This is a genomic window from bacterium (genome assembly GCA_039961635.1).
Lineage (GTDB): Bacteria > 4484-113 > 4484-113 > JAGGVC01 > JAGGVC01 > JABRWB01.
Map to the genome: position 1 here is coordinate 1 of JABRWB010000019.1, position 26,126 is coordinate 26,126.

22 protein-coding genes, 1 tRNA gene and 1 pseudogene are annotated in these 26,126 nt (G+C 59.2%); 10 read left to right on the forward strand and 14 right to left on the reverse strand.

From position 1 onward, the window contains the following. Positions 1-120: 120 nt before the first annotated feature. The 10 genes from HRF49_03105 to HRF49_03150 all read right to left on the reverse strand — a co-directional run bounded on the left by HRF49_03105 (position 121) and on the right by HRF49_03150 (position 11,240). Positions 121-192, reverse strand: a tRNA-Met gene (locus HRF49_03105). 137 nt (positions 193-329) lie between these two features. Further along, a complete protein-coding gene (locus HRF49_03110; protein MEP0813639.1) occupies positions 330-1,391 on the reverse strand; it encodes a DUF4340 domain-containing protein in 1,062 nt (353 codons plus the stop codon). Next, positions 1,388-3,043, reverse strand: coding sequence for a GldG family protein (locus HRF49_03115; GenBank protein ID MEP0813640.1), 1,656 nt, complete (start codon positions 3,041-3,043; stop codon positions 1,388-1,390). Before HRF49_03115 ends, HRF49_03110 begins: the two co-directional genes overlap by 4 nt. A 5-nt stretch (positions 3,044-3,048) precedes the next feature. Next, on the reverse strand, positions 3,049-3,777 hold the full coding sequence (locus tag HRF49_03120) for an ABC transporter permease subunit (protein ID MEP0813641.1): 729 nt from the start codon (positions 3,775-3,777) through the stop codon (positions 3,049-3,051). Then, positions 3,777-4,733: an ATP-binding cassette domain-containing protein gene (locus tag HRF49_03125; GenBank protein ID MEP0813642.1), complete on the reverse strand. Its 957-nt coding sequence runs from the start codon at positions 4,731-4,733 to the stop codon at positions 3,777-3,779. Before HRF49_03125 ends, HRF49_03120 begins: the two co-directional genes overlap by 1 nt. Before the next feature lie 267 nt (positions 4,734-5,000). Next, a complete protein-coding gene (locus HRF49_03130; GenBank protein ID MEP0813643.1) occupies positions 5,001-6,566 on the reverse strand; it encodes a carboxypeptidase regulatory-like domain-containing protein in 1,566 nt (521 codons plus the stop codon). A 107-nt stretch (positions 6,567-6,673) separates the two neighbouring features. Continuing rightward, positions 6,674-7,921 (reverse strand): hypothetical protein, encoded by a 1,248-nt coding sequence (locus tag HRF49_03135; protein MEP0813644.1) that lies wholly within the window; start codon positions 7,919-7,921, stop codon positions 6,674-6,676. An 18-nt stretch (positions 7,922-7,939) separates the two neighbouring features. Then, positions 7,940-9,478, reverse strand: a complete 1,539-nt coding sequence (locus tag HRF49_03140) for a PLP-dependent aminotransferase family protein (GenBank protein MEP0813645.1) — start codon at positions 9,476-9,478, stop codon at positions 7,940-7,942. Positions 9,479-9,975: 497 nt separating this feature from the next. Further along, positions 9,976-10,863 carry a hypothetical protein gene (locus HRF49_03145; GenBank protein MEP0813646.1) on the reverse strand — a complete coding sequence of 296 codons (888 nt, stop codon included), beginning with the start codon at positions 10,861-10,863 and terminating at the stop codon, positions 9,976-9,978. Next, the gene (locus HRF49_03150) at positions 10,863-11,240 is read right to left on the reverse strand and encodes a BlaI/MecI/CopY family transcriptional regulator (GenBank protein MEP0813647.1); all 378 of its coding nucleotides are present in this window, start codon (positions 11,238-11,240) and stop codon (positions 10,863-10,865) included. The genes HRF49_03145 and HRF49_03150 overlap by 1 nt, the downstream gene beginning before the upstream one ends. Positions 11,241-11,462: 222 nt before the next feature. Here HRF49_03150 and HRF49_03155 point away from each other — a divergent pair, with 222 nt between their 5' ends. The 7 genes from HRF49_03155 (at position 11,463) to HRF49_03185 (ending at position 20,748) form a co-directional block, all read left to right on the forward strand. After that, the gene (locus tag HRF49_03155; protein MEP0813648.1) at positions 11,463-12,923 is read left to right on the forward strand and encodes a TolC family protein; all 1,461 of its coding nucleotides are present in this window, start codon (positions 11,463-11,465) and stop codon (positions 12,921-12,923) included. Next, a complete protein-coding gene (locus tag HRF49_03160) occupies positions 12,920-13,648 on the forward strand; it encodes a nitrous oxide reductase accessory protein NosL (protein ID MEP0813649.1) in 729 nt (242 codons plus the stop codon). Before HRF49_03155 ends, HRF49_03160 begins: the two co-directional genes overlap by 4 nt. Before the next feature lie 150 nt (positions 13,649-13,798). Continuing rightward, complete coding sequence (locus HRF49_03165) at positions 13,799-14,821, forward strand: nitrous oxide reductase accessory protein NosL (GenBank protein MEP0813650.1); 1,023 nt, start codon at positions 13,799-13,801, stop codon at positions 14,819-14,821. Positions 14,822-14,858: 37 nt separating this feature from the next. Beyond that, positions 14,859-15,536, forward strand: a complete 678-nt coding sequence (locus HRF49_03170; protein MEP0813651.1) for a nitrous oxide reductase accessory protein NosL — start codon at positions 14,859-14,861, stop codon at positions 15,534-15,536. 57 nt (positions 15,537-15,593) lie between these two features. After that, positions 15,594-16,976: an efflux RND transporter periplasmic adaptor subunit gene (locus HRF49_03175; protein MEP0813652.1), complete on the forward strand. Its 1,383-nt coding sequence runs from the start codon at positions 15,594-15,596 to the stop codon at positions 16,974-16,976. 36 nt (positions 16,977-17,012) lie between these two features. Continuing rightward, entirely contained in the window at positions 17,013-20,174 is a 3,162-nt protein-coding gene (locus HRF49_03180) for an efflux RND transporter permease subunit (protein ID MEP0813653.1), read from the forward strand. Between the two features lie 91 nt (positions 20,175-20,265). Continuing rightward, a complete protein-coding gene (locus tag HRF49_03185; protein ID MEP0813654.1) occupies positions 20,266-20,748 on the forward strand; it encodes a nucleoside deaminase in 483 nt (160 codons plus the stop codon). Between the two features lie 29 nt (positions 20,749-20,777). On the opposite strand, the pseudogene HRF49_03190 reads toward HRF49_03185, so the two are convergent. Next, a pseudogene (locus HRF49_03190) lies at positions 20,778-20,957 on the reverse strand (type II toxin-antitoxin system HicB family antitoxin). Between the two features lie 48 nt (positions 20,958-21,005). Then, entirely contained in the window at positions 21,006-22,112 is a 1,107-nt protein-coding gene (gene buk / locus HRF49_03195; protein ID MEP0813655.1) for a butyrate kinase, read from the reverse strand. Positions 22,113-22,334: 222 nt separating this feature from the next. On the opposite strand from buk, the gene HRF49_03200 reads away from it, so the two are divergent. Continuing rightward, on the forward strand, positions 22,335-22,805 hold the full coding sequence (locus HRF49_03200; GenBank protein MEP0813656.1) for a VOC family protein: 471 nt from the start codon (positions 22,335-22,337) through the stop codon (positions 22,803-22,805). Positions 22,806-22,852: 47 nt separating this feature from the next. Here HRF49_03200 and HRF49_03205 read toward each other — a convergent pair whose 3' ends face one another. Further along, positions 22,853-23,728: a nucleotidyl transferase AbiEii/AbiGii toxin family protein gene (locus HRF49_03205; protein MEP0813657.1), complete on the reverse strand. Its 876-nt coding sequence runs from the start codon at positions 23,726-23,728 to the stop codon at positions 22,853-22,855. Beyond that, positions 23,725-24,573, reverse strand: a complete 849-nt coding sequence (locus HRF49_03210) for a type IV toxin-antitoxin system AbiEi family antitoxin domain-containing protein (protein MEP0813658.1) — start codon at positions 24,571-24,573, stop codon at positions 23,725-23,727. The genes HRF49_03205 and HRF49_03210 overlap by 4 nt, the downstream gene beginning before the upstream one ends. 213 nt (positions 24,574-24,786) lie before the next feature. On the opposite strand from HRF49_03210, the gene HRF49_03215 reads away from it, so the two are divergent. Continuing rightward, positions 24,787-25,191, forward strand: coding sequence for a DUF2089 domain-containing protein (locus HRF49_03215; protein MEP0813659.1), 405 nt, complete (start codon positions 24,787-24,789; stop codon positions 25,189-25,191). 48 nt (positions 25,192-25,239) lie between these two features. Next, complete coding sequence (locus HRF49_03220; protein ID MEP0813660.1) at positions 25,240-26,124, forward strand: hypothetical protein; 885 nt, start codon at positions 25,240-25,242, stop codon at positions 26,122-26,124. Positions 26,125-26,126 lie beyond the last annotated feature (2 nt).

Here is a 26,126-nt window from a genome sequence, read left to right on the forward strand (position 1 = left end):
TTTTGGTGTAACCTCCCCCGGTTTTCGCCGTTTTCGAGGTTACGGAAGCCGGCTGGAAGACGAAAACCGTCCGCTCCGCACGCTCCGGCGGCTTGCCGAATCCCGCGTGTGATTCCGAAGTTGCGGGGGTGGGATTTGAACCCACGACCTTCGGGTTATGAGCCCGACGAGCTACCACCGCTCCACCCCGCGATTAAAGTATACGGGCGGCGCGCGCCCGTGTCAAGAAAATCCGCCGGCGCGCGGAATGGCAACAGGCGGGTAAATTCCGCGGCCGCGGTTTGCCGGCTGCGGGAAAGGGAATTCGAAATCGGCCAAACCGGCCTGCCCTACCCGCCGGGCTTTTCCGCGTCGCCGCCGCCGTTCGCGCCGCTTTTTTCGGAATCCGCGGATTTACCCTCCGCCTCGCCGCCGGATTCGGAAGACGCCGCTTCCTCTTGCTTTTCTTCCATCTTGAGCTGGGACAGCGCGGTTATCTTGAGAGGAGAGAAGCTTACGCTGCCGATTTTGAATATCGTGTCGGATTTGCCCTCTATGTACGCGTTCACGTATCCCGCGTCTTCCGCGGCGAAAAGCGCCCGCAGCTTGGTGCCGTCCGCGAACGTGAGCAGCACTTCGCTTGCGGGCTTGGACAGCCCGGCCTCCTCAATCGGCTTGTCCTCGAATCCGGTCGCTTCAAGCTCGGAAAGCGATTTCAACTCCGCTTCGATTTTGATGCCGTTCGCGGGCGACTCCTCCGGCTCGAGCAGCATCCAGCCCTTGTCTTCTTTTTTCACGCGGTACTTCTGGCCGTCGAAATCGAAGTACGCTTCGGTGACGAGAGCGGGGTCGAATTTCATAACGTGCTTGTCGCGCCATCCGTTCAAGTCGCGGTTGAAAACGGCGCTCAACTGCCGGGCGATCAAAAACGTGCGGTCGTCTCCGTCCTTGCGGACGAATGTGGAGGAATAATCGGGGCCCTGCTTTCCGATGATGAACTTCGCGGCCGGTTCTTCGCCTCCCGCGTAAACGGCAACCTGCGTGCCGGTCTTTTCGTCCACCTCGAACTGCGCGTGCTTTTCCTTGAGGCTCGACGCGACGTTGTCTTCGGTCAAGTCCTGTTTCATGCAGTCGAGAACCTCGTCCACCTTGGTCTTGTCCGCGGGGAAAAATTTTGCTCCGTCGGATGACACAAGCCAGCCGTCGCCGGTTTTTTCGAGCGTGCGCTTGTCTATTCCGTCGTCTATGAAAATCTTGTTCACTTTGTCCACGTCGAGGGAGGGAAACAGGTTGGGCGCGCTTGAAGCGCCCTCGCGAATCCGCCTTTCCTGTTCGATGCGCGGCTTTTGAACGACAAACACCGCCGCCGCCAAAAGCAACAGAATGACGAGCAGCACTATCAGCCTTTTCATTTCGCATCACCTGCCGGGGCATAACGGGCCGCGATACGAGCCCTCGACGCGCGTTTCATGAAAAACCGCGCGATTCCGTATAGGATTACAAGAAGCGGAACGAGTATCAAATTCGCGGTTTTGATGACGTTCCTGGTGGCGGGACTGATTCCGGGCATCATTTTGAGCGTGGTGGTTCCGCGGCTGCGAATGCCTATAAGCTTGTCGCCGTAACCCAGAAAATCCGCGATGTTGAGCAGCAGTATGGAGTTTTCGCCTCTGTCCTGCTGGAGATACTCATCGCTGGCGAAACGCGCGTTGCCGATGGCGACGATTGCGCCTTCTTCGATGGAAAGGTCAACTTTTTCCGGAATCTCGACCGGCGGGACGAGGTCGTCGCCCTCGCCTTCCGAAGGCTTGACCGGCGCGGGCGCTTCCTGCCCGGCGAAGAAGCTGGGAAAAATTCCGCTCGAATAAACGGCGACGCTGTGCCTTCCCAATTCCTTCCGCTCGGTTCCTTCCCACGACTGAAGCGGATCGAGGTTGTAGGGACTTTCCATCAACCAGGAATCCTCGGTAGTGGACATTATCGTGCTCACCTTGAACTGCGCGTCCGCCGGCGGATTCGGCTTTATAGGAGACGCCCAGTAGAACGTCGCGCCTTCAAGCTGCGCGGTGGGAGGGAAATCGTCGCTCATGTTCGCGGCCAGAATTTTGATCCAAGGATAATAAGGAAGCATCACCACCATCCCCGGACCGGTGGGTATCTGCGGCCGGTCGCACTGAACGTCAAGCAGCAGCCTGCGGTCCAAGTCCACTCCCCACTTGCGCATCATCTCTTCGATTCCCGGGAGGCTGGGATACGCCTGAAGCCCCTGGCCGATGGTTATCCCGTCAATCAGCCAGACGATTTTGCCGCCGCGCATCAGAAACTGGTCGATCAAATATTTTCCGAATTCGCTTATCCCCCACGTGTCGCTGATAAACAGGACGGTAACGTCTTCCGGGATTTTTTCTTCGGCGTCGAAGTTGACAGACACCACATCGAACTGGGAGGAAAGCAGGCTGCGCAGCGAATTGTAGCGGTTGGGCTGCTGGCCCTGCATCTGGGGCCCGCGGATTTCCAGTATGCCGATTTTGGGAAGCTTTTCGTTCGTCACCTTGACGATGGCGCTTGTAAGCTCGTATTCGAGATTGTCCACCGCGGTGACGGACGGAATCACTTCTTTTTTGTCGCCATACTCCACCGAAATGCCCAGCCAGGCCTTCTGGACGTTGAATCCTTCTTTTTCGATGACCTGCACCTGGATTTCCTGGATGCCGAGTCCCTTCGCCCGTTCGAGCGCTTTCTGGTCTACCGTCGGGTCGTAATATTTGACGCGGAAATTCGCGTTCCCGTACGCTTCGTATTCGGCCAGCAGGTCGCGCGTGTCGTTCACCAGCGGAAGCACCTGCGCCGGAACCTTGCTCGAAATGTAAACGCCCACGTTCAATACGTCCGGCAGCGTCCGCACCACTTCGCGGGATGCGGGCGCAAGCGTGTACATTTTGTCCTTCGTCAAATCCGCGCGGGCGAACAGCCTCGTCGCGAGGAAATTGACCAGTGCGAGGATGAGCAGAACCACCGCCACCTCGGCAACCATAACCATCCGTTTTGCTCCGTGCCCTTTCATCCCGTTTACCTCCACTTCCTGCTTTCGACCGAGCGGACGGTGAGATAGAGAAACAGGCCGATTACGCTCAGGTAATAGACAATGTCGCGGGAATCAATCACTCCCCGCGCGATGCTGTTGAAGTGCTTGTTCAGCCCCAGATATTCGATCCACGGGGCGAGCAGCCCCGGCAGGAACGCAGTCACAATCCGCTCGCCCAGAATCATCAGCACGAAGCTGGCCGCAATGCCAAGGATAAACGCAACAATTTGGTTTTCGGTCAGGCTCGACACCCAAATCCCGATCGCAAGGAACGCCGCTCCCAGAAGCACGGCACCGAGATAGCTCGTCAGGATCGGCCCCCAGTCAACCAAATCCTTCTTTTCGGCGAGCAAATACGCCGTCAGCGGAATCGAAAACGTAAGCGCAAGCGACAACACCAAAAACAGCAGGCTCGCGCCGAACTTGCCGGCGACGACCTCCCAGTCCCGCACCGGCAGCGTCATCAGCACCTCAAGCGTCCCGGCCTTTTTCTCCTCCGCCCACAACCGCATCGTCACGGCGGGAACGAAGAAAAGAAACAGCCACGGGATAAACAAAAACATCGGCCGCACCGTAACTTCCTCGACCAGAAAGAACGTCCTGAAAAACAGCCAAGACGCCGTCACCAGAAATACCGTGATAAAAATGTAGCCGATCGGCGAATCGAAATACTGCCGAAACTCCTTCCGCAATATCGTCATCGAATTCTGCATCACGCCTCTCCTTCAATTCCGCCGTGCTGGATCCGCCTGGTGAGGCGGTTGAACACGTCTTCCAGGCTCGCCTTCTCCCGGTACAGCTCCACCACCTTCAGCCCGGAGCCGGAAAATGCGTCGAAAATCCGCTCGCAAACGTCCTCTCCGCCTCCGGTAATTCTGAACGAAGCCGCGCCGCCCCCGCCCTGTACCGGCTCGATCCGCGCGCCCGCCGCCGCCGCTTCAAGCAGCTCCTTCGCCCTCTCCCCGTCGCCCTTCACCGACACGTGCGTTATAGCGTCTCCGGCGGCCATCGCGGACAACTCCTCCGGAGTGCCCTCGCCCGCCAGCTTGCCGTCGCTTATTATCAAAATCCGGTCGGAAACGGACTGCGCCTCCGGCAATATATGCGTGCTGAAAATCACCGTCTTCTGCCGCCCTATGTTCCGGATGAGCGTGCGGATTTCCTGAATCTGGATAGGATCGAGGCCGCTTGTAGGCTCGTCCAGAATCAGCACCGGCGGATCGTGGATCAGCGCCTGCGCCAGCCCGACGCGCTGACGGAAGCCGCGGGAAAGCTGGCCGATGTCCTTGTGCGCCATCGAGCCCAGCGATGTGACCTCGACGATTTCGTCCAGCCGGGCTTTCCTTTTGGACGGGTCGATCCCCCGGATCCCCGCGATGAAGGACAGGTAATCCAGCACGCCCATATCGTGGTACAGGGGATTGTTCTCCGGCAGGTAGCCGATGCTTTTGCGAACCGCGACCGGGTCGCCTTCGACGTCGTAGCCGTTCACTTTGACCCGACCGCCCGTGGGAGAATGAAAGCAGGTGATCACCTTCATCGTGGTGGTTTTGCCAGCGCCGTTCGGGCCGAGAAATCCCACGATCTCGCCGTCGCCCACCTTGAACGTGATGCCGTCCACGGCTTTCACTTCTCCGAAATGCTTCGAAAGTCCTTCTACCTCGATCATTTTTCGCTCCGCCGGCGGGCAATGTAAGTCCCGCCGGAGATAAATTAACCAATGCGGCCGGCGGGAGTTGCGCCGGCCGAGCAAATGCGGACGGGACGGATAATACCCCGTTCCGCCCGAAAATCAACCTGAAAATGACGATTTAAGAACCTAATTGTTCAGTGTCCGCGCAAAAAAAAGCGGGGCATCCCCGGCTTGGGAATGCCCCGGCATCTCAATAAACCCGGACCCTGAAAAGAGCCGGGCGTGTTTTCGGATAGTTACGGCTTAGTTATCGTCCTCTTCCTCGCCGTCTTCACCATCACCGCCGTTGTCGTCGCCGTTGCCACCGTTGTCGTCACCGGTTTCCTCGCCGTCGTCGTCGCCGTTTCCGCCGTTGTCGTCGCCGGTTTCCTCGCCGTCGTCATCGCCGTTGCCGCCGTTGTCGTCACCGGTTTCCTCGCCGTCGTCGTCGCCGTTGCCGCCGTTGTCGTCACCGGTTTCCTCGCCGTCGTCATCGCCGCCGTTGCCGCCGTTGTCGTCACCGGTTTCCTCGCCGTCGTCATCGCCGCCGTTGCCGCCGTGGTCGTCGCCGGTTTCCTCGCCGTCGTCGTCGCCGTTGCCGCCGTTGTCATCGCCGATTCCGTCTTCGGTTTCGTCCTCGATCTTGAGCTTCTTCAGGTACATCGAGCCGTTTTCGAGTGTCCAACCTTCGATCTCGACGAACATTCCAACAGCCAGCTCGGCGAGAGTTATCAGGTTGCCGGAGTCATTGAGGAATTTCGTAAATTCGTCGAAAGTATAAACCTGGCCGTCCACCGTGATTGCGCCGTCTCCGACTGCCTCGATTGTTCCTTTGAATTCGAACGCGGTGCCGTTGTCGTCACCGCCTTCAACCTCGGACTCGTCCTCGATCTTGACCTTTTTCAGATACATCGAGCCGTCCTCCAGAATCCAGCCCTCTATTTCGACAAACGTTCCCGCCGGAAATTCGGCAAGCGTCACCGGCTCGCCCGTATCGTTCAGGAAGCGGGTGTTCTGGTCAAACGCATATTCAACGCCGTCAACCGTAAGCGTGCCTTCGCCGACAGCATCGATAGTGCCGGTCAATTCGAACTCCACGTTGTCTTCCATCCCGTCTCCGTTCTGATCGTCGTCGCCTTCGTCCCTGATTCCATCGTTGTCGTCATCGGAATCGTGCTCGTTGGCGATGCCGTCCGCATCGTCGTCGCTGACCGAATCGTCGAACGTGCCATCGCCGTTCGAGTCAATCTGGGTTTCGCCGTCGCGCTGGCGGTGGCGGGTGCGCTCCTGATGGACGCCGTCGCCGTCGCGCAGCTCGGTCTCGACGTCGATGCTGTCGGGAATCCCGTCGCCGTCCGCGTCCGCAAGCCCGAGCATCTGGATCAGCTCTGTCGCCTGGCCGGGCGTGACCATCACTTCGAAGCTCAATTCGACCTTGTCGGGAGTGCCGTCGCCGTTGAGGTCGAATTCAAGCTCAAGTTTCACCTTTACTTGATACTGCTCGCCCGCGGGAACCATCTCGAACTTGAACTCGCCGTTCGCGTCGGTCAACGTTTCGCCGATGACCCGTCCGGTGAGCTTCTCTACAAGCTGGACGATCACACCCGACAAGGGAGCGGGATCTTCCGCCTGGCTGGTGCCGCGGAATGCAAGGCCCGCATCCGTGAGCTTGCCCTGAACCGTGCCGTACTGCGTCTGATCCGCGGGCGGATTCCCCGGGCCGGGGACGATGGAGTTTCCGCCGCCGCCGCCGCAGGCCGCCACTGCAAACAGAGCCGCCGCAACCAAAACCGCCATATACAAACTTCTGAAAATTCCAAACGACTTCATCTCAAATCTCCTTCTTAAACCAGAACTGCCCGTTGCTTTCCCGTAACCCCGCAGAACTCGGGGTGTATCCGGCCCAGCGGCCGATTGATACCTATTTAATTGCAGGCCTAAAGCTCCGAACCGCCATCGCCGCCGTCATCGCCGGGATCTTCAGGATCCTCGGGATCCTCCGGCTCGTCGCCCGAATCCCCGTCACCCGAACCATCGTCACCCGGATCGTCTATTTGGCCGTCATCCGATCCGTCATCGCCGGAATCGTCGCCGGAACCGTCGTCACCAGTTCCGTCATCGCCGGAGCCGTCGTCCGAGCCGTCGTCGCCAGAGCCATCGTCAGAGCCATCGTCATCGGAACCGTCGTCCGACCTATCATCATCCGAGCCGTCTTCGCCGCCGACACCGCTTACTTCGTCGTCGCCGGATTCGAGCTTCACTTTTTCCGCGTAGGTGTTTCCCAGCGGCGTCGTGTAGCCCTTCACCTCGACAAGATCGCCCGGCTGCAATCCCGTGCGGGACGCGCCGTCCTCGTACGAAGTGCGCGTGTCCAGAGTGAACGTAACGCCGTTTACAGTTATGGAATTTTCGGTTTTGGACTGAATTACGCCCTTCTCCTCGACCTCCACAAAGTCGTCGTGGTGCTCGTCCTCTTCTTCGCGTTCGTCCTCGATGCCGTCGTTGTCGTCGTCAGCGTGCCCGGAGTCGTCGTCGAAGCTTCCGTCAAGATTCGCGTCGAACGTCGTCGTGTTCATTCTGAAATCGATAACGTACCTTACGGTGCGCTCGCCGTCCGGCCCGGAATAGTGGTATTCGATTTCGACCTTGCCCGAATCGTCCGAGGAAGGTTTGCGAAGCGACGCAGTTCCGGCGATTCCCCAGAGTTTCACCGAAACGTCCAGCGAAGTTTTGGCGCTTGCCGCGATCTGTACCGGAATGTTGACCGCAATCGGCGTCGCGACCGCTCCCGTGCCTTTCAAATCCACCGGAGTTGCGAAGTTGACATTAAGATAGTTGACCTTGCTGGGCTGGAGATTGCCGACAGCGAACTGGCCGGTTGCCCCCGGATTGGTGGCCGCGATGAATCCGATTTCCTCGCTGGGATCGATCACTTTAAGCGTGGCGCGGGTGACGTCGGCCGGCGCTCCCGACTCGTCGCTCACCGGGATTCCGTTGACGTCGAGCACGCCCTCGATGGCTCCGGTCGTTCCGGCGGGGGGATTGACCACCGGGGGATTGACGACCGGGGGATCCACTGCCGGCGGATCGCCGCCCGGATTCGGAACCGGCGCGCCGCCCCCCCCTCCGCAGGAGGTTAGGAAAAACACAGCAGCAACCGCAATCAAAAACAATCTGAGAATCATCTCAGCAGACCTCCGCAGCTAAAGTTCGCCGTCGCGCCCGTATGCGCCGTTCAGTACGGCGGGGCGCGCGGCTATATCGTTCAAGACCGAGCCGAGCCTTTCGATACCCTTCTCGATCTCCGATTCGTCAACTTGGGAAAAACTCAAGCGGAAACCGTTCGCGTCTTCCTTCCCGCTCCAGAAAAAGTTTGCCACCGCGAATTCCACGCCGCGCTCGCGCGCCATCACGAAAACGGGAAGGCTCTTCCAGCGGGGGGGGAGCTTTACCCAAAGCGACAGGCCGCCGTCGGGCGCGTTCCAGCTGACGCAGTCCGGGAAGTGCCGCTCCATCGCGGCCAGCATCGCGTCGCGCCTGGCGCGGTAGATGCGCGCCGTGCGCTTGATATGGTTCTCGAAGTGTCCCTTCTTGATGAACTCGTGCAGGATCACCTGGAGGAAAAAGCTGTCGCTCTTGTCGCATGCACGCTTCAAATGAAAAGCGTGGACGGCCGCATCCTCCGGCAGCGTCATCCAGCCGAGCCGCAATCCCGGAAGAAGAGTTTTCGAGAAGCTGCCGACCTGGATCACGTGTCCGCCTCTGTCCAGCGCCTTGAGCGTGGGCATTACCTCGCCGCCGTAGCGAAGCCGGTTTGCGTGCGCGTCCTCGATTACCGGAACCGAGTATTGCTCGGCCAGCTTCAACAGAGCGTGTCTGCGTTCGAGCGACATTGTCGTGCCCGTCGGGTTGTGATAGGTCGGTATCGTCACGATCATCCCGACGCGCTCTTCCTTCAGAATCGCGGCGAGCTTGCTCACCATCATTCCGTTTTCGTCCACGGGAACGCCGACGTATTTGATACGCTTGCCGATGAGCAGGTTCAGAATGCCGGCGTAAGTGGGATTCTCCACGACGACGGTCTCGCCGTTCCGGATTAGCATTCCGGTTAAAAGGTTAAGCGCGTTTTGGAAGCCGTTCGTGATTATCACATGGTTCGTGCCCGGCGCGCCCTCCTTCATCACGACGCCCTCGAGCGCCATCTGCTGCTCGATATATTCGACTAGCGGCTGGTAGCCCTGGGGATTGCCGTAATTGAAAAAGAACTCTTTCGGATACCAAAGGAGGGTTGAAGTGATCTGCTTTATCTGCTCGAACGGAAACAGCCTGTCGTCCGGCAGCGCCTTTGTGAAGCTTACGGGCGCGTCGTCGCCGTTCCTGCGCTCGCGAGGCGGCATGGCGAAAAAGTCGCCCGGAACCGCGTAAGGCGACCAATCCATCAACGCCACGCCGTTCGGGACTTCGGGCTGGGAGCTTGCGCCCACGCCGTGCGTCGCCAAAGTGCCGCGGTTGCGGACGTATGTCCCGCTCTGCGGCCTCGTCTCTATATATGCTTCGGCTTCCAGCTCCGTGTAAGCCGTGAGTACGGTCTTTCGGGAAACGCCGAGCTGGTCCGCAAGCTCCCGGGTTCCGGGCAGCCGGGTGCCGGCCTTCAGGGTACCCTCGTCCACCATACGGCGGATCTGGTCCCGGATTTGCCGGTAAAGCGACCTGCTCTGCGTTTTGTCTAGTTCGATGTGCATCTTGGTTGTTTTTCAAGCGATTCCGCTCGAAATACGGGAAGAGCGGGGAGGAGCGCTTCGACTTGGAGATTTGGGCTTGCGCCCGGCGCTCCTTCCCGCCCAGCAAACGGAACTCGGTTTTCAAATTGGACACCCGCTGGTATCCACAAACCTTATACCGGGGAATCCAGCATATTGTACATATCCAGTCGGAATTATATGTTTGGAGTCCAGTTGGCGGAAAAACGCGCAGGCGATACGGTGGACGGGACGCAAATGGTCAATGCCGGAGCGGGTTTTCGGGGCTTTTGAATGCATTCGAGGGGAAGAATTCCCGCCCGTCTCGGCGAAATTTCGGAAGGGCAAAATATCGGTTCATTTTGGATTCATACTCAAATGGTAGGATTTAGCCGGTTGAGCGAGCGCAAAAACGCCACGTTTGTTAAGGAAATCGGCCGTTCGGTCGAACCCGAACCGCAGGCGCGCGCCCGGATCGCCGAAAACGCCGATGATTGGATTTAATATCCCAGGAAGCAAATCACGGCGCAGCGCGGCACCGACGCGACGAGCATTGCTGCCACCGGAATCAGCACGGCTGCGAAGGCGATTCCGTATGACAGCGCAAGCGTGCCAAAGCCTTTGTTTGCAGCGGGAGTTGGGCAAACTCCCAGTGCGGCCAGTCGCTCCCCCTGGAATGCGGAATCAATCTCGCCGGCACACAATTCCGTCAGCCCGATTTTGTAGGCTTCCTCGCCGACGGATTTCGCAACCGCGGCGTCGCATTCGTACTCGCACAAAAGCGGAAATACGCGCGCGAGCCGGTGAAGCGGCAGATTCATCATGTTCAGTCGAAGCAGCGCCCGCATTCCCAGCTTCATCCAATTGTGCCCCAAAATATAATGAGCATGCTCATGCGCGAGTGCGATATCGCGCGATTCCCCCGCAAGCGAATCGGATACGGCTATAAAAGGCCGGATTGCGCCGACGAGCGCGGCTCCCCTGATGACTGCAGTTGTTGCGACGGGCAGGCCGCAATAATTCTCGGCAGGACGCGCCCCGCGGATTCCCGCGCCGCCGCCCCGCACGAACAGATAGCTGGTCAAAAGCGAAAGCGCCATACCCGCAGTGCCGGAAAGAAGGATGGCAAGCTCCCCGCCGCCGTGCATCAATCCGTGAAAATAGGGCGTGACCATCCCGATCGCGCCGGTGCGGGCAAGCGCAGCCATAAGCGTTGTGAATCCGGCAGCGGCCAATACCGCGGCGATGAGCGAGAAAAACGCAAAACGCGCGCGTCCCGGCGGCGCGATCCCCGCAAGTAGACGCTCGACCGAAGCCGATGCGATGTAAACGAGAATCGCCTGAACCAGAAAGAAAAGCGCTGCGATCTTTAAAGCCTGCTCGAACACTAAATGTACTTCCGTTCCTTGAGCTCGCGGACCAGCTCGTCGATCCGGGACGGATCCTCGTCCTCCAAGGCATCGAGGAGGTGGCTTGCCACCACCTTCTCTTCCGTACCGAAGAGTGAGACGAAAAAGTTCCTGATCCGCTCCACTTTATACCCCCGTTTGTCGGAAGTCGGCCTGTATATATATGAGCGGCCGTTTTTTCTGCGCGACAGCATTCCGCGCTCCCATAGCTGGCTCATAACGGTCAGCACCGTTGTATATGCCAGCGGCTCGGCGCGCTCCTTGTTTATTTCGTCAAGCACGGCCTGGACGCTGCCCCTGCGCATCCGCCAGAGCACTTCCATTATCTTGCCTTGCAATGGCCCAAGGTCGTTCAATCCGATCACCTCAATTACTAGCCGCCATAGAATTAACGGCCAAATGAATATACCCTGAAACTATGGCGCATAGCAACAAAATCGGCTATAGTTCTGGAAAATAAATTTTTTTTTCAACAGGGCTCCAACCTCTTGACAAACTACTAAGCAATCTAGTAAAATGCCTCCGCTTTGGCTCCATTCGGAGGAAAACCGGGCTTTCGCACGAAGCGTCGCGCGCTTATGACGGCCATTTGCGCGTTTGCAGCCGTCTATTCGGCGGCTCTTTGCGCGCGTCCGGCTGTAGCGGGCGAAGCGGTCAGGATCGAGAGAGCCGGCCGGGAGATTCGAAACGCGTTTTCGGGACAGGGCGCGCCCGTGGGCAAGCTGGCCGCGCTTGAAGAAGAAGCGCGCGGCCGCGTTCGCGAAATCCTGGAGAGGCCGGGCTTTCTGGTTTCGGATCCGTCCGGCGTTTACATTCCCTCACCGCTCGGCAAGTTGATGGCGATGACCGTCGCCAAAAATCCGGAGCTCGCGCTTATGCGCAGCGACGTGGCCGTGATGGAAGAGCAGGCGCGGCAGATGGGGGCGTATATGGACCCGATGGTCGGTTTGATGCTGGGAAACATGATGGTCCAGTGGCCGTGGGAACAGATGGAGCCGATGACCATGCAGGAGCTCAAATTCCAGCAGAGCTTCATGAGCTACGGCAAGCGATCTTCGATGAAAAAGATCGCGGGCTACGACGTGAAGCTTGCGGAAATCGCGGTGAAGGAAGCGGAATACAACATGTCGGGCGACGTAATAGACATGTACTACGACTTGCTTGCGAACGCCGTCAACATCGAAATGCTGGACAAGCGCAAGGCTCTGCTTGAAATAATGCTCGAAATCGCTCGCGCGCGTTACGAATTGGGCTTGGCGCCGATGAGCGACGTGCTTTCCACTCAGAAGATGATCTCGATGGTGGATGCGATGCGCGCGGAGATGGAAGAGATGCGCGGGACGATGACCGCAAAGCTTGCCGGAATGATCGGGATTCCGGATGGCGAGCTCGAATTGGAGCTTGAGGCGGCGGAGGGCGATGCGTTTGCCGCCGATGCCGACGCGGAATCGCTGTGGTTCGAAGCTTACAAGCTTCACCCGGAGCTTGCCTGGTTGACGGTATGGGACGCGCAGCTTGCCGAAAAGGAAAAGCTGGCGGAAAAAAACTACCACCCCGATTACACGATCGAAGCTGGATACGGATTCCGCCAGAATTTCGCCGACATGTTTTCTTTGGGAGTCATGTTCAATCTGCCCATATACCAGCGCGACAAGCAGGACGCGGCGTTCAAGGAAGCGGCCGCGATGCGCGAGCAAGTTCCTTTAAAAGAGCAGGCATTGCTGAACCGCATCAGGCGCGACGGCGGCGCGGAGCTTGCCAGGCTGCGGCTTATCGGCGCGCGGATAGACCGGTACAAAAACGAGCTGATTCCTCTTGCCGAAACCTCGTTCGACGCTACGCTTGCGGGCTATCAAGTCGGCAAGGCGATGTTCGCGGATTTGTTAATGACGCAGATCGATCTGGTGGATTACGAAACGGAGCACAGGTTGGCGCTGGTCGAAAGGGCGCGGGCGCGCTCGAAGCTTTATTACATCACGCTGGGCGCGGTGGCGGATGCCATGGCGCCGAATCGTGAGGAGGTTGACGATACGGAATGACGGATAACAAGAAATCAGCCGCGGATTCGGGAGCGGAAGACATGCACGCGCCGCATCCGATTCCGCGCGAGGTCGAATCCGGCACCGCCGGTCAGGGATTCGTCGGCGTGCTTTTCGCGCTTATGGCGCTTGGCGTAATCGCATGGCTCTTCACCAAGTTGATGGCGCCTTATCCGGGCTATTCGAACCCGTCGGAAGCTGCGGCGAAGGCGGCGGGCAACGACAAAACCGCCGAAGCGATGGCGAATCCACCGCCGGCGGGAACGGCGAAGACTTCCGATATGAAAGCGCCCGCCGCGGACGACGGCTCGTATTCCGCACGGCTCGCTTCTTTCCCCGGCGGCGGTGATCCTATCTGCGGGATGGCGCCGGAAAAGTCGTCCAGCATGGTCGCGGCGCACTTCGATTCCGGATGGGTCGGCTTCGTCTCGCTTGCTTGCTTTTTTCAATATGCCGAAAAAAACAAGCCCCATGCTGTCGAGGTGCTCGACTACTCGACTTTTCGCAAGGAACCGGCTGACAGGAAGCTGGTCCCGGCAGAGGACGCGGTGTACCTGATTGGTATCGACGGCGTCCCGCCCGGCTCGATGCCGCCCGGAGTCGCTGCTTTCTCCACGAAAGACGCGGCGGAGTCCGCGATGGGCGACCTCGGCGGAAAAATCGCCGATTTCGAAGAAATGAAGAAATACGTACGTGATTGGCTGCTGGAACAGGGGATGCTTTGATGGCTGCACTTACCGACAGACAGTTGAAAATCCTCGCGTTCGCCATTGTATTCATTATGGCGGCCGCGTTCGTAGCGGGAGTATTTCTGGGAATCCGGCGATGACGCGCCGGTCCGTTTCTATCACCAATTTGCAAAGGAGTTGTTTCGAATGATGCGCATTTTTGTTTTGATGTCAATGATTGTGTTTGCGGCGATTCTAGCCGGTTGTCCCGAATCCGGCACGGAAAACGGCGGCGACACAGGCGCGCAGTCCGGCACGCCGCCTGCCGCGACCGCGGACAACCAAACGATTCTCGGCGCGGAAGGAGAGAAGGCCTCCTGCCCGCATTGCGGAATGGACGCTTTGGCCAGCAACGCTCGGATCAAAACGGCGGACGGGATGTTCGACAGCCTCGCGTGCTGGGTGGCCTATGCGGAGGAAAACGGCAAAACCCTGACCGACGCCGAAGTGCTTGACCTTTCCTCGGGCGCGGAAGAAAAAATGATGAAGGTCACGGACGCCAATTTTGTCAAAGTCAAGCTGATGCGCGGCTCGATGCCTCCGTTTTTCGCGGCTTTCAGCGACAAGGCGAAAGCCGCGGAGACCGCCAACCTGGAAGCATCGGAAGTTTTGGATTTCAATGGCGCGGTCGAATTGGTTAAATCCGAAAAGCCGATGCACGGCGAAGCCGCCGAATCCGGCGACGGACATGAACACGAGCATGGGGAAACTGCCAAGTCGCCGGAAAAAGGATTCGCTGCGCCCGCAGCTTCCAAAAATCGCCAGGTGACCAACGAAAAATGCCCCATGTGCTCGATGAGCACGCTGAAAACGCCGACCCTTGTCAAGTACGGCCCGGAGGGCAAAGAAACCTACTTTGCGAGCATGGAATGCTGGCTTGAATACGCCGAGGAAAACAAGCTGCCGCCCGAATCCGCGCAAATCGTAGACTACGACACGCTCGGCAAGGAAGAGCGGTTCGAGCCAGTTTCCGCGATGTTCTATGTTCAACTGGACTCGTTGAGATATTCGATGCCGCCGTACTTCGCAGCGTTCTCGGATCTCGCCAAGGCCGAAGCGTTCGCCAAGGAGCACAACAGCAAGGCCGTGGGCTTCGGGGATGTGCAGATTGAAGTTTTCAAGTACGAACAGGAAGAAAAGAATGCGGGCCGCGGGGGGCATCATCACTAGGCCTGTTTTCGGGATATACCCCAACGGAGGAAATGAAATGCAAAAGGCGAAGTTTTACGCAGTTTTGATAGTCGCGGGGCTCCTCGCGATTCAAATGGCGATCGCGGGATTTGCTCGCGTATCTCCTGAAACGCAAAACGGACCGTCAGCGGCTGCGTCCGGCGACGATTGCGAGATGCACGGCGACGCTGCGGCCTCGAGCGGCGACGACGGATGCGGGATGGACGGCGGAGGCTGCTGCGGCGACGGAGGCTCGCAAGTCGCGTCGGCCGAAATGGCAAGCTCCGAAACTTCCGCGCAAGCGCGCGAGGTCGCGAACGACGAGTGCCCGATGTGCTCGATGAGCACAGAAAAGACGCCCACGCTTGTGCGTTATATCGCCGGCGAGGACGACGAAGTGGATTTCGTCAGCCTCGAATGCTGGATAGACTATGCCAAGAACGAAAAGATCGCTTTTGAAAAGGCGCTCGTTCTTGACTACTCCACGCTCGGCGCCGTGGAAAAAATGGTAAAAGCGGACAAGGCGTTTTACGTGCCCCTAGAAGCGCTGAAGTTTTCGATGCCGCCATACCTGGCCGCGTTCGCGGAAAAGGATAAGGCGAGGAAATTCGCCGAATCCAAGGGAAGCAAGGTGATATCGTTCGCCGAAGCGAAGGAAATGATTCTCGATTACCAGGAAAACGAAGAAGACGAAGGGCACGCGCATCACCATTAAGCATTGACGCGGGCGCGGAACGCTCCGCGCCCGCGCGCATCGCCGCGAGGGTCAATCATGGTCAGAGTCAATCTGGGCGTACTTGTTTTTCTTTTCGGGTGCATCGTCATCCTGGCGTATCTCGCCTACTTTCAGCGCGGCCAGATTGATCGCCTGCTTGAGGCGGGTTATGTAATGCCTGCTTCCGGCGAAGGAGGGGGGGAGTCGGGCGATTTCATTTACATAGACTCCATGCATCCTTGGATAACCAGCGACAAGCCCGGAACTTGCCCCATCTGCGGGATGGAGCTTATCAAGGTGTCCGGCGAAGACGCAAAGAAGATGCAGGAAGCCGTCAAGAGCGGCGTGGCCAAGGTGTCGCTCTCGCCCATAGACCGGCTGACGTCCAACGCGCAGGTTTCCCGCGTTGAAGAGATCACGATTTCGCCCGAAATCAAGACCTACGGAACCGCCGTAGCTCCGGAAACCGGTTTCCAGGTGCTGACGACCTGGGTCGAGGGGCGCATCGAAAAATTCTACGTTCAGGAAACCGGCGTCTACCTGAAAAAGGGCGCGCCGCTGATCGACGTTTATTCGCCGATGCTGGTCGAGGCGCAGCAGGAGTTCCTTGTATCGGTGCGCGCCAAAAAGAAGCTCGCGGAAAGCGGCAACCAAAGCCTGGGCAGCAACACCGACAAGCTTATCGAAAGCGGGCGGCGCAAGCTGTCGCTTATGGGAATGACCGACAAGCAGATTGCGAAACTAGAATCGGACGGAACCGTCGTGGATAAAGTTACGGTTTACGCGCGCGCCGGCGGAATCGTGATGCGGCTGATGGCTACCCAGGGGATGTACATGATGGAGGGGGGGGAAATCCTGGAAGTCGCGAACCTTTCGCCGATCTGGGTGGAGCTTAACGTCTACGAACAGGACATCCCCAGGGTCGCCGTGGGCGACCGCGTGGAGCTGACCGCGACCGGCCTCGGCGGGGAAGTGAAACTGAACGGCCCGGTTACGCTGCTTCTTCCCGAAGTGATGGGCGAATCGCGCACGCTGATGGTGCGCGCCGAAGTCAACAATCCCGGCCTCGCGCTTCGCCCCGGAATGTTCGTCGAAGGAAAAATCAAAAAGCGCACGTCCGAAAAAGTGCTCGTCGTGCCGCGCGACAGCGTTCTGTGGAGCGGCAAAGGCGCCAAGGTGTGGATACCCACCGTGGACGAGCCTGGCACTTACGTCGCGAAAGAGATCAAGGCGGGCCGTATTTTGGGCGACAACGGCGAGTGGATCGAGGTGCTGGACGGGCTGCGAAAGGGCCAGTCGGTGCTTTCGGGCGCGGTGTTCCTCATCGACAGCGAGGCCGAGCTGATGAACGTGGGCGCGGCCGCGGACTCGGCGGCGGAGGCCGGCGGGCCGTCAGAAAAAGACGGGGGGGGAGATAATCCGCCCGGGCACGTGCATTAGCCGCGAATTCCGCATTCGTTTTGCAAGCGACATCCGATGATCGAAAGCGTACTCGAATACTGCCTTAAGAACAGGTTCATCGTGATCCTGGCCGCCGTCGCGCTTTTCGTCTGGGGCGTGATTACGTTGCGCGAAACGCCTGTGGACGCGCTGCCCGACCTGTCGGACAATCAGGTAATCATTTATACGCCATGGGCGGGCCAGGCGCCGCTGACTGTCGAAGACCAGGTCACCTACCCGCTCGAAACCGCGATGATGGGGCTGCCGCATGTCAAGGACGTGCGCGGCCAGAGCTTTTACGGATTCAGCCTGATTTACGTAATCTTCGACGACAGCGTGGACATCTACTGGGCGCGAAGCCGCGTTCTGGAAAGGCTCGCCAGCTCGCAGGGACTTATCCCCCCCGGGGTGACGCCGCAGCTCGGCCCGGACGGTACCGGCGTAGGACACGTTTTGTGGTACATAATCAAGGGCGAAGGAAAATCGCTCGCCGACTTGCGCAGCATCCAGGACTACTACATCCGATATCAATTGGCGGCGGTGGACGGCGTCAGCGAGTGCGCAAGCGTGGGCGGATTCGTGCGCGAATACCAGGTGGATCTCGACCCCGACCTGCTGCGAAAGTACGGCGTGACTTCAAGCGACGTCGTCAACGCGATCAAGATGGGCAACGGCGAAGTCGGCGCTCGCGTTCTCGAGCAAAGCGACCAGGAGTACTACATCCGCGGCCGCGGATACGTGGAATCCATCGAGGACATCGGCAACATAGTAATCAAAGCGACCATGACCGGCGTGCCGGTGCTCGTAAAGCACGTGGCGAAGGTGCAGCTCGGCACGGACATGCGCCGCGGTCTTCTGGAGTTGAACGGGGAGGAGGAGGTCGTCGGCGGAATTATCGTGATGCGTTTCGGCGAAAACGCGAAGGCCGTCATAGACCGCGTCAAGGAGAAAATCAAGGAAGTCGAGCGCGGCCTGCCCGAAGGCATGTCCATCGAGATCGTGCACGACCGCAGCGCGCTCATCGAAAAGGCGATAGACCACCTCAAACACACGCTGTTCGAGGAAATAATCGTCGTCATAATCGTCGTACTTGTATTCCTTCTCGACTGGCGCGGGAGCCTGGTGATAACTATCGCGATGCCGCTCGCGGTGCTGGCGGGATTCATCGTGCTCCGCCAGTTCGGGCTGAACGCGAACATAATGAGCCTGATGGGCATCGCGATAACTATAGGCGTGATCGTGGACGACGGAATCGTGCTTGTCGAAAACGCGCACAGGTGGATCGTGAACGCGTCCGACGGCGGGAAAAGAACTCTCACCTACAAGGAGAAATTCGAGGCGGTTCGAGGCGCGTGCATTCAGATAAGAAAGGCGTTGCTCTTCACGCCGCTCATCGTGCTTACAAGCTTCGTTCCTGTGTTTCTCCTTACCGGCCAGGAAGGAAAGCTGTTCATTCCGCTGGCGCTCACCAAAAGCGGGCTGATGCTTGCATCCGCGTTTCTGGCAATCACATTCAAGCCGGTGCTGCTCACATTCATTATGGGGCGGCGCGCGCGTCCCGACAGCGCGAATCCGATAACGCGGTTCTTCGACTGGCTTTACGCGCCCCTCGTCCGCGGCGCTCTCAAGTTCGGCTGGCTCGTAATCGCGGCATCGTTCGCGATCGTCGCCCTCACATACCCGATTTACAAAAAGCTCGGCACCGAATTCATGCCGAATCTTAACGAGGGCGAGCTTGTTTACATGCCGGTTACTATGCCCGGAATAACGACGACAGAAGCAAAGCGGCTTTTGCAGCTCACGGACAAAATAATGATGCAGCATCCGCAGGTCGCGCGGGTACTCGGCAAGGACGGACGCGCGGAGACCGCAACCGACCCCGCGCCGATGAACATGATCGAAACGTTTGTCCAGTTCACGCCAGAGGAAACCTGGCCGAAGGGCAAGACGATAAACGACATCCGCAGCGAGCTGGACGCGATGCTTAAAGTGCCCGGCCTGCAGAACGGCTGGACGATGCCCATCATCAACCGCATCCAGATGCTCGCGACGGGCGTGCGCACCGATGTCGGGATAAAAATCTACGGAAACGACCTGGACACCCTGGCGCGCCTGTCTCTGGAAGCCGAAAAAATCGCGAAGGGCGTCAACGGCGCGGTGGACGTGTTCGCCGAGCGCGTCATGGGCGGACGGTACATCAACATCAAGCCCGACCGCGAAAAGGCGGCGCGCTACGGACTGAACGTCGGCGACGTGCAGATGGTGATTGACAGCGTGCTCGGAGGGATGGCGCAGACGACCACGGTGGAAGGCCGCGAGCGCTATGGTATCCGCGTCAGGTACGCGCGCGATTTCCGCGACAACACCGACCGGATTATGGACACGCTCGTACCGACGATGGACGGCGGGCAGATTCCGCTGCGGATGGTTGCCGACGTCTACTACGAAGACGGGCCGCCGATGGTGTCGAGCGAGAACGGCATGTTGCGCTCGCTCGTTTACCTGAACATCCGCGGCCGCGACATGGGTAGCACCGTGAACGCGCTGGACAAAGCGCTGTCCGAAAACCTGGAACTGCCGGAAGGCTACTACTACCGGCTTTCCGGCCAGTGGGAAAACCTGGTGCGCGCGCGGGCGCGGCTTGCGATAATCCTTCCGTTCGCGCTCGTCATAATTTTCGTGCTTCTGTATTTCACTTTCGGCAACTTCACGGACACGATGATCGTGATGCTGTCGGTACCTTTCGCGTTCATCGGCGGAGTGTGGCTGTTGGCCTGGCACAACATGAACATAAGCGTCGCGGTGTGGGTGGGATTCATCGCTCTGTTCGGGCTGGCGGTATCGACCGGCGTCCTGATGGTCGTCTACCTGGAGGAAGCGTTTTTGCGCGTGCGCGACCAGAACGGCGGCGTGATGACGCCCGCGCTGATATTCAAGGCCGCGTACGAGGGCGCGGCGCTGCGGCTGCGCCCCAAGCTGATGACGGTGGCGACGTCGGTCATCGCGCTCTTCCCGATAATGTACTCGCACGGAACGGGCAGCGAAGTGATGAAACCGATTTGCGTGCCGCTTATCGGCGGGTTGCTTTCAAGCACCGTGCTGGTATTGATCGTAATTCCGGTGCTGTACGCCTGGGCGCGGATAATCGAGCTGAAACTCGGAATAACCTACGAAACCAAGAGCGGGATGAAGCATTAGAAAAAGTACGGGCGGGTTTACCCCGCCTGCAGTCGAAATGCTTGATTCATAACCGCTATACGGCTATTTGCACCTGCTGTAAAATCCATACATGCCTTCTCCCGACTGGACAGCCTGGATGCGAATCGCGCTTGACGAAGCGCGCGGCGCGGCTGACCGCGGGGAGGTGCCCGTCGGCGCGGCGCTGGTTGCGTTTCCGGACGGCGAGCCCGGCGGCTTGCTTCTTGCACGTGCCGGCAACCGCACGCGCGAGCTTTGCGACGCATCCGCGCACGCCGAGATACTCGCGCTGCGGGAGGCCGAGCGCGCGGCTGGCGACTTCCGCCTCGACCATCTCGGCCATGTAGCATGCGTCTCGACAATCGAACCGTGTCTGATGTGCCTAGGCGCGCTCGCGCACGCGCGCATCCGGCGCGTCGTCTTCGGCGTCCGCGACGAAAAGTTCGGCGGTCTGTTCGGCAGGTTCGGCCTGCAGGAGCACCCGTTTTTCGCGGATTGGGAAGTATCGGAGGGCGTACTGGCGGAGGAATCCGCTGCGCTGCTTCGGGAGTTTTTCAAGGGCAAGCGGCCTTAAGCAATCGATTGCAGGCCTTTAATTCCGAATTATACGTACTCCGGCATACCGAGTTCGCGGCGCACTTCGAGGCACAGCTCGATGGCCTCGCGGATATTTTTCCTCGCTTCCTCTTTTGTATCTCCGTGCGAAACGCACCCGGGCAGGTTCGGACACTCGGCGATGAATCCGCCGTCCTCGTCCGGCGTTTAGGTGACGATGTATTTCATTTCGGCTCCGCGCCAGCAATTGGTTCGCGGCACATTTGATTATACCCGCTACTCCGGTTCGCCGCCGGGATACTTGCGTATCGGCTCCTCGCCCGATAGCGCGGCCAGCGCGCCCCGCGCCAGCGCGCCCATCTCGTCCTCTCCCGGAAAAACCATCACGCGCGCAAGCGGATCGAGGTACTCCCGCAAGTCGCGCACGAGCCGCTCGCTCTTCGTCATCCCGCCGGTCAAAAGTATCGCGTCGCCCCTGCCTTTGAGCGCGGTCCAGTACGCGCCCGCGTTCTTCGCCACCTGGTACACCATCGCGTCGTAAACCAGTTTCGCCTCGGCGTCGCCCGCGTCGATGCGCGCTTCGACCTCCCGGAAGTCGCTCGTCCCAAGGTAGCCCTGGAACCCGGACTTGTTCGAGAGAAGGTCTTTCACTTCGTTTTCGGGCATCGAGTAGCACAGCTTCATCAGCCCGCGCAACGGCAGGACGCCAGCCCGGTTGACCGAGAACGGCCCCTCGCCAAGCTGCGCGTCGGTCACGTCCTTTATGCGGCCGCGCTCTATCGCGGCGATCGAAAATCCGCTTCCCAAATGCGCCACCGCGAAGCTGCATTCCGCGAACGGCTTGCCCAGCTCGGATGCGGCGCGCTTGGCAACCGCGCGGATGTTGAGCGTGTGCAGCCGCGACGCACGCGCGATCCCCGGCACGCCGGATATGCGCACGACGTCGTCGAACTCGTCCACGACTATCGGATCGACAATAACAATCGGCACCTCGTCGCCGACCAGCGCATGCGCCACCTGCGCTGAAAGATTGCTCGCGTGCGCGCCGAATTTGTTTTCGCGCAGGTCGGAAAGCATCGCTTCGTTCACGCGCGTCACGCCTGCGGGAAGCGGCGAAAGAATCCCGCCCCGGCTCGCCACGATGTCGAACGCGGCGGCGAACGACGCGTGATCGGATGCAGCCTGCCCGCCTATGCCCTGCTCGGCAAGGAACGCCCGCACCTGCGCGGTTCGATCCGGCACCTCGTCCGCAAGGTTCGCGTACGGCTTTCCCGGATGGAACGGCACCGACGCCTCGGCGTGGCACCGCTCGCCTGAAAAAATGGCTACCTTCGTCGAGGTGCCGCCGATATTTAGAACCAGAATCCTTGGTGCGCCTGCCATACGACCTCCTTAAAAGGAAATCGCTTCGAAGGTACGCCGCGCGGGCGGATGAGTCAAGCCGGATGCGGAAAGTGCGAAAGTGAGCAGACAGATTTACCCCGATATACGGCGCCTAATCCTGACGGCGAGATAACAATCCCGCCGCGCAGGTACCAATTCTGGCGGGCGCGCCGCAAATCGCGCCAATCCAATTTCCCGATTGCGAAAAGCGAGGCGTATGCGATGAGGATGACGACGTTCCTTTGGTTCGACACCGATGCGGAAGAGGCCGCGGAGTTTTACGTTTCGATTTTTCCGGATTCGAGGATAACCTCCGTGGCGCGCAGGCCCAAAAACGTGCCGGGCGAGACCGGCGGCGCAATGCTTGTGTGCTTCGAGCTGTGCGGGCAGAAGTTCATGGCGATGGGCGGCGGGCCGTCGCAGAAGTTCAACCAGGCGGTTTCGATCATGGTCCACTGCGAGACGCAGGAGGAAATAGACCGGATCTGGGAGAAACTGACGGACGGCGGAGAGGAAATCCAGTGCGGCTGGCTGAAAGACCGCTACGGGCTCTCCTGGCAGATCGATCCCGAGTCCATCGAAACGATGCTCACCGCCGGCGGCCCCGAGGCAACCGAGCGCGTGATGGAGGCGGTGATGGGAATGGTCAAGCTCGACATGGCCGAGCTCCAAAAGGCGTACGAAGGGGGGTAGGGATAGACCAGCAGCCAAGAGAAAAAATCTTTCGTGAGTTCGCCTAATCACCTATCGGCAGAAACGATTGATTTGACTATCGGGCGCAATGCGCCAATGACGGTATGATAGTCAGGCAACTCAGGCACCAACGGTCCAAGGAACTGATCCCACGTTTTCTCGACATAAGCAAGCATTCGCTCCTCGAAAAAGTCCTCCGGAGCATTGAAAAAGATTTTTCGCGCTGCGCACTTCTCCTTCAGCAAGGACGGGAAATGGGCAAAGTCCATCGAGCCTCCATAGGTTTCGATCACCCGCCAGATATCGTAGAAATCCCGGGCGCGGGATCGGCTCCATCCCCTCTCTTCGAGCATCGCTGCATGCTGGAGAATCGCGCGGAGCTTTTCCGCAACAATTTCCTCCAGCGCATAGACCTGGATTTCCGCGTCGAGCGGTTCTCCATATTCATGTATTATTTTCTTTTTTGGCGCGGGCATAACAACCCTTTCATCTATGGTCGTCTCGATCAGCACGCGCGTATTGGGCTGGCTTTGCCAATGGAATCGAGCCCTGATAATAAACGCCTCCTGGCCGCCCGGATGCGGTTCCTTCTCCGTGTAACGCTCGCAGGCGATGTCCACCGGCGCATATTCGTCAAGCAAAGACGACGCGGCATCGCACGCATCGCGAATTGCATGCTCCATTTTGCCTCCAGTTGGAACGCCGGGAAGGGCTGAAAAATCCAGGTCCTCCGAAAATCTGTAGTCACCGAAGTAGCATTTTCTTAGCGCCGTGCCGCCTTTGAATACAAGCGTGTCACGAAGCGATTCGACATGCCCGATACCTGCCAGAATCCAAGACAGCAGATAGTCGCGTTCCAATATCTCCCAGGGGAGCCCAAGACGCTTTCGCGCTTCCTGGAGCCGCGTGCGCAACGGCTTCATGCATTCACCTTTCCGGGGAGGTTTTCCTGAATCATCCAGCGCGAGTTGGTGGGTCCCCTGCGAGGCCCCTTCGGATCGAGCTTGCGGTAGCCTTTTATCGGAAGTGCGGCCAGCCGTTTCAGCTTGGAGTACGCAATTCCCTGCTTTTCGAGCACCCAGCCGAGCCGCTTGGCGGTTGCGGCGTCGAGCCTCAGCGCGTAATCCACGATTCTTTCTATATCGAGGCTTGCGCCGCGCACTCGAAACGCGTGGAGCACATTCGCAAAGTCGCCGCAGTATTGAGGCATATTAAGTCCGTCAAGCAGCGTCCGCTCGGGATCCGTAATTTTCACTCGCGCTTCGCCGATCCACGCATTCACGGTTCCAAAAAAACGTTCGGGCTTTACCTGTACGAAACGGAAAGAAACGTCACCAACGCCGAAAATTCCACCGCCATGCTTGGCCTCCGCATCGCGCAACCGCGGCACCGACGCATCGGTCGTCGTTAGAACGAATACCATGCCCGGAACCTGTTCAGTCAAGCCGTGATGGCTCAATGCCGACCAATGCGAGATGGCGGCCGGCTTTACCAGAGACATTGCGATTTCGAACTCATGAACCGGCGCGCTTCCAGGCACGGCGGACGAAATCGCGTAAATGCCCTTGCGCAATCGTATCACCCAGCCCGTCCTCGCCAGGTGGTGGAGCGCCTGCCGAAGATAGCCGTCGGAAATCCCAGCTTCCCCGGCAAGCTCGCGGGCGCGCGCCAGAGTGAATATGCGATCCCCTTCGCTCACCAGGCATCTGACGAGGTCCATTCGAGAACCGGCTCGGAGCAGATTGTTTCCGGACATAGTTTGCCTCATTCGAACATCCATACATTCGGGTCATCAACCCGACGATTAGCTATTTTACGGCAATTGTTCGCATTCGTCAAACAATCACCGCAGAAAAGCTACAACCAAGAGTGCAAGGGATCGATCCAGGCGTTTTGGGAACGGCACACTAAATTACAATATATAATTGCCGAGGCACAACAACTTGACAATCTTAATATCTATGTTAAAATCCTTAATGTTATGGCGAAGAAGACTTACGATTTCGGCGGGCCCTGCCCGGTGTGCGGCGGGGCGATGGCGGTCTCCCGGCTCTCGTGCGACGGGTGCGGCTCGGAGCTGTCGGGAAGGTTCCGGCAGAGCGAGTTCGCCTCGCTTTCGGGCGAGGATCTCGACTTCCTGCGGGCGTTCCTGCGGGCGCGCGGCGTGATCAAGGACGTCGAAGCGGCTCTCGGAATCTCATATCCGACTGTGCGCGGCCGGCTGGAGCGCCTTATCGTACGGCTGGGTCTGGGCGCGGGGAAGGCGGAGCGGGGCGCTCTGGAAGCCGAGCTTGCGGCGCGGCGCGACGAGGTTCTCGATTTGCTCGCGGCGGGCGAGATAACCGCTGAAGAGGCCGAGCGAAGGTTATCGGAATTGCGAAGTTGAGCTACCGGGAACCGCGGCATTAACGCCGCGCTTAATCGAGGTGAAAAAATGGGCAGTGCGCATGTGAAGATTCTCAACCTTTTGAAAGACGGAAAGATTTCGGTCGAGGAGGCCGAGCGGCTTCTGAAGCTGGTCAACGAAGACCCATCGCCGGACGCGGCGGGCGCGGGCGAATTCCGCGAGTTCATCCGCGAGCTACCCGACGCGGTCGTGCGCAATATGAAGGACGTGTACGGCGCGCTCTCCGAGGCGGCGAAGGCCGCGGGTGTGAAGGGCAAGGTCATTTTCGCGAAAGGCAAGGACAAGGTGGTGAGCGCGTATTCGAGCGAAAAAAACTTCCGCGTCAAGCTGCCGGAAGGCCTGGCCGAAGCGAGAGTGATCGTATCCGCCAAGGTCGGAGCGGTGAAGATCCGCGGCGCGCACGATGCGCCTGACCTGCTCGCGTCGGGCACGCGCAGGGGCGTGGCGCCGGACGGAATTTCGTTCCATGCGGATGCGGACGACGCGTCGAAGGGAACGCTTTTGCTCGAAACCGAGGCGGGAACGCTCGATTGCACGCTGCATCCGGGCGCACTTTACGACGTCGAAGTTGACACTGGGGCGGGCGCGGTGAAGCTGGATCTGCGCGATATCCGCGTGCGCAGCCTCGTTATCGAGAACAGCCTGGGCGGAGTGTCGGCGAAACTCGGCTCGCTCGTACCGGAAGTCGCGGTCAGCGTGTCGAACAACGCGGGAAAGGTGAAGCTAGCGATCCCTGAAGGAGCGGGAATCCGCGCGGAGGCGGACGGCGACATGGGCGTGCACAACTTGGACGACGCGGGACTCGTGCGCGACGGCGCGGCATACGTATCCGACGGCTATACTAACGCGGCGGTGAAGTTTGCGCTCACGATTGAACAAACCGTCGGCGCGTTCAAGCTGAAACGCGGTTAATC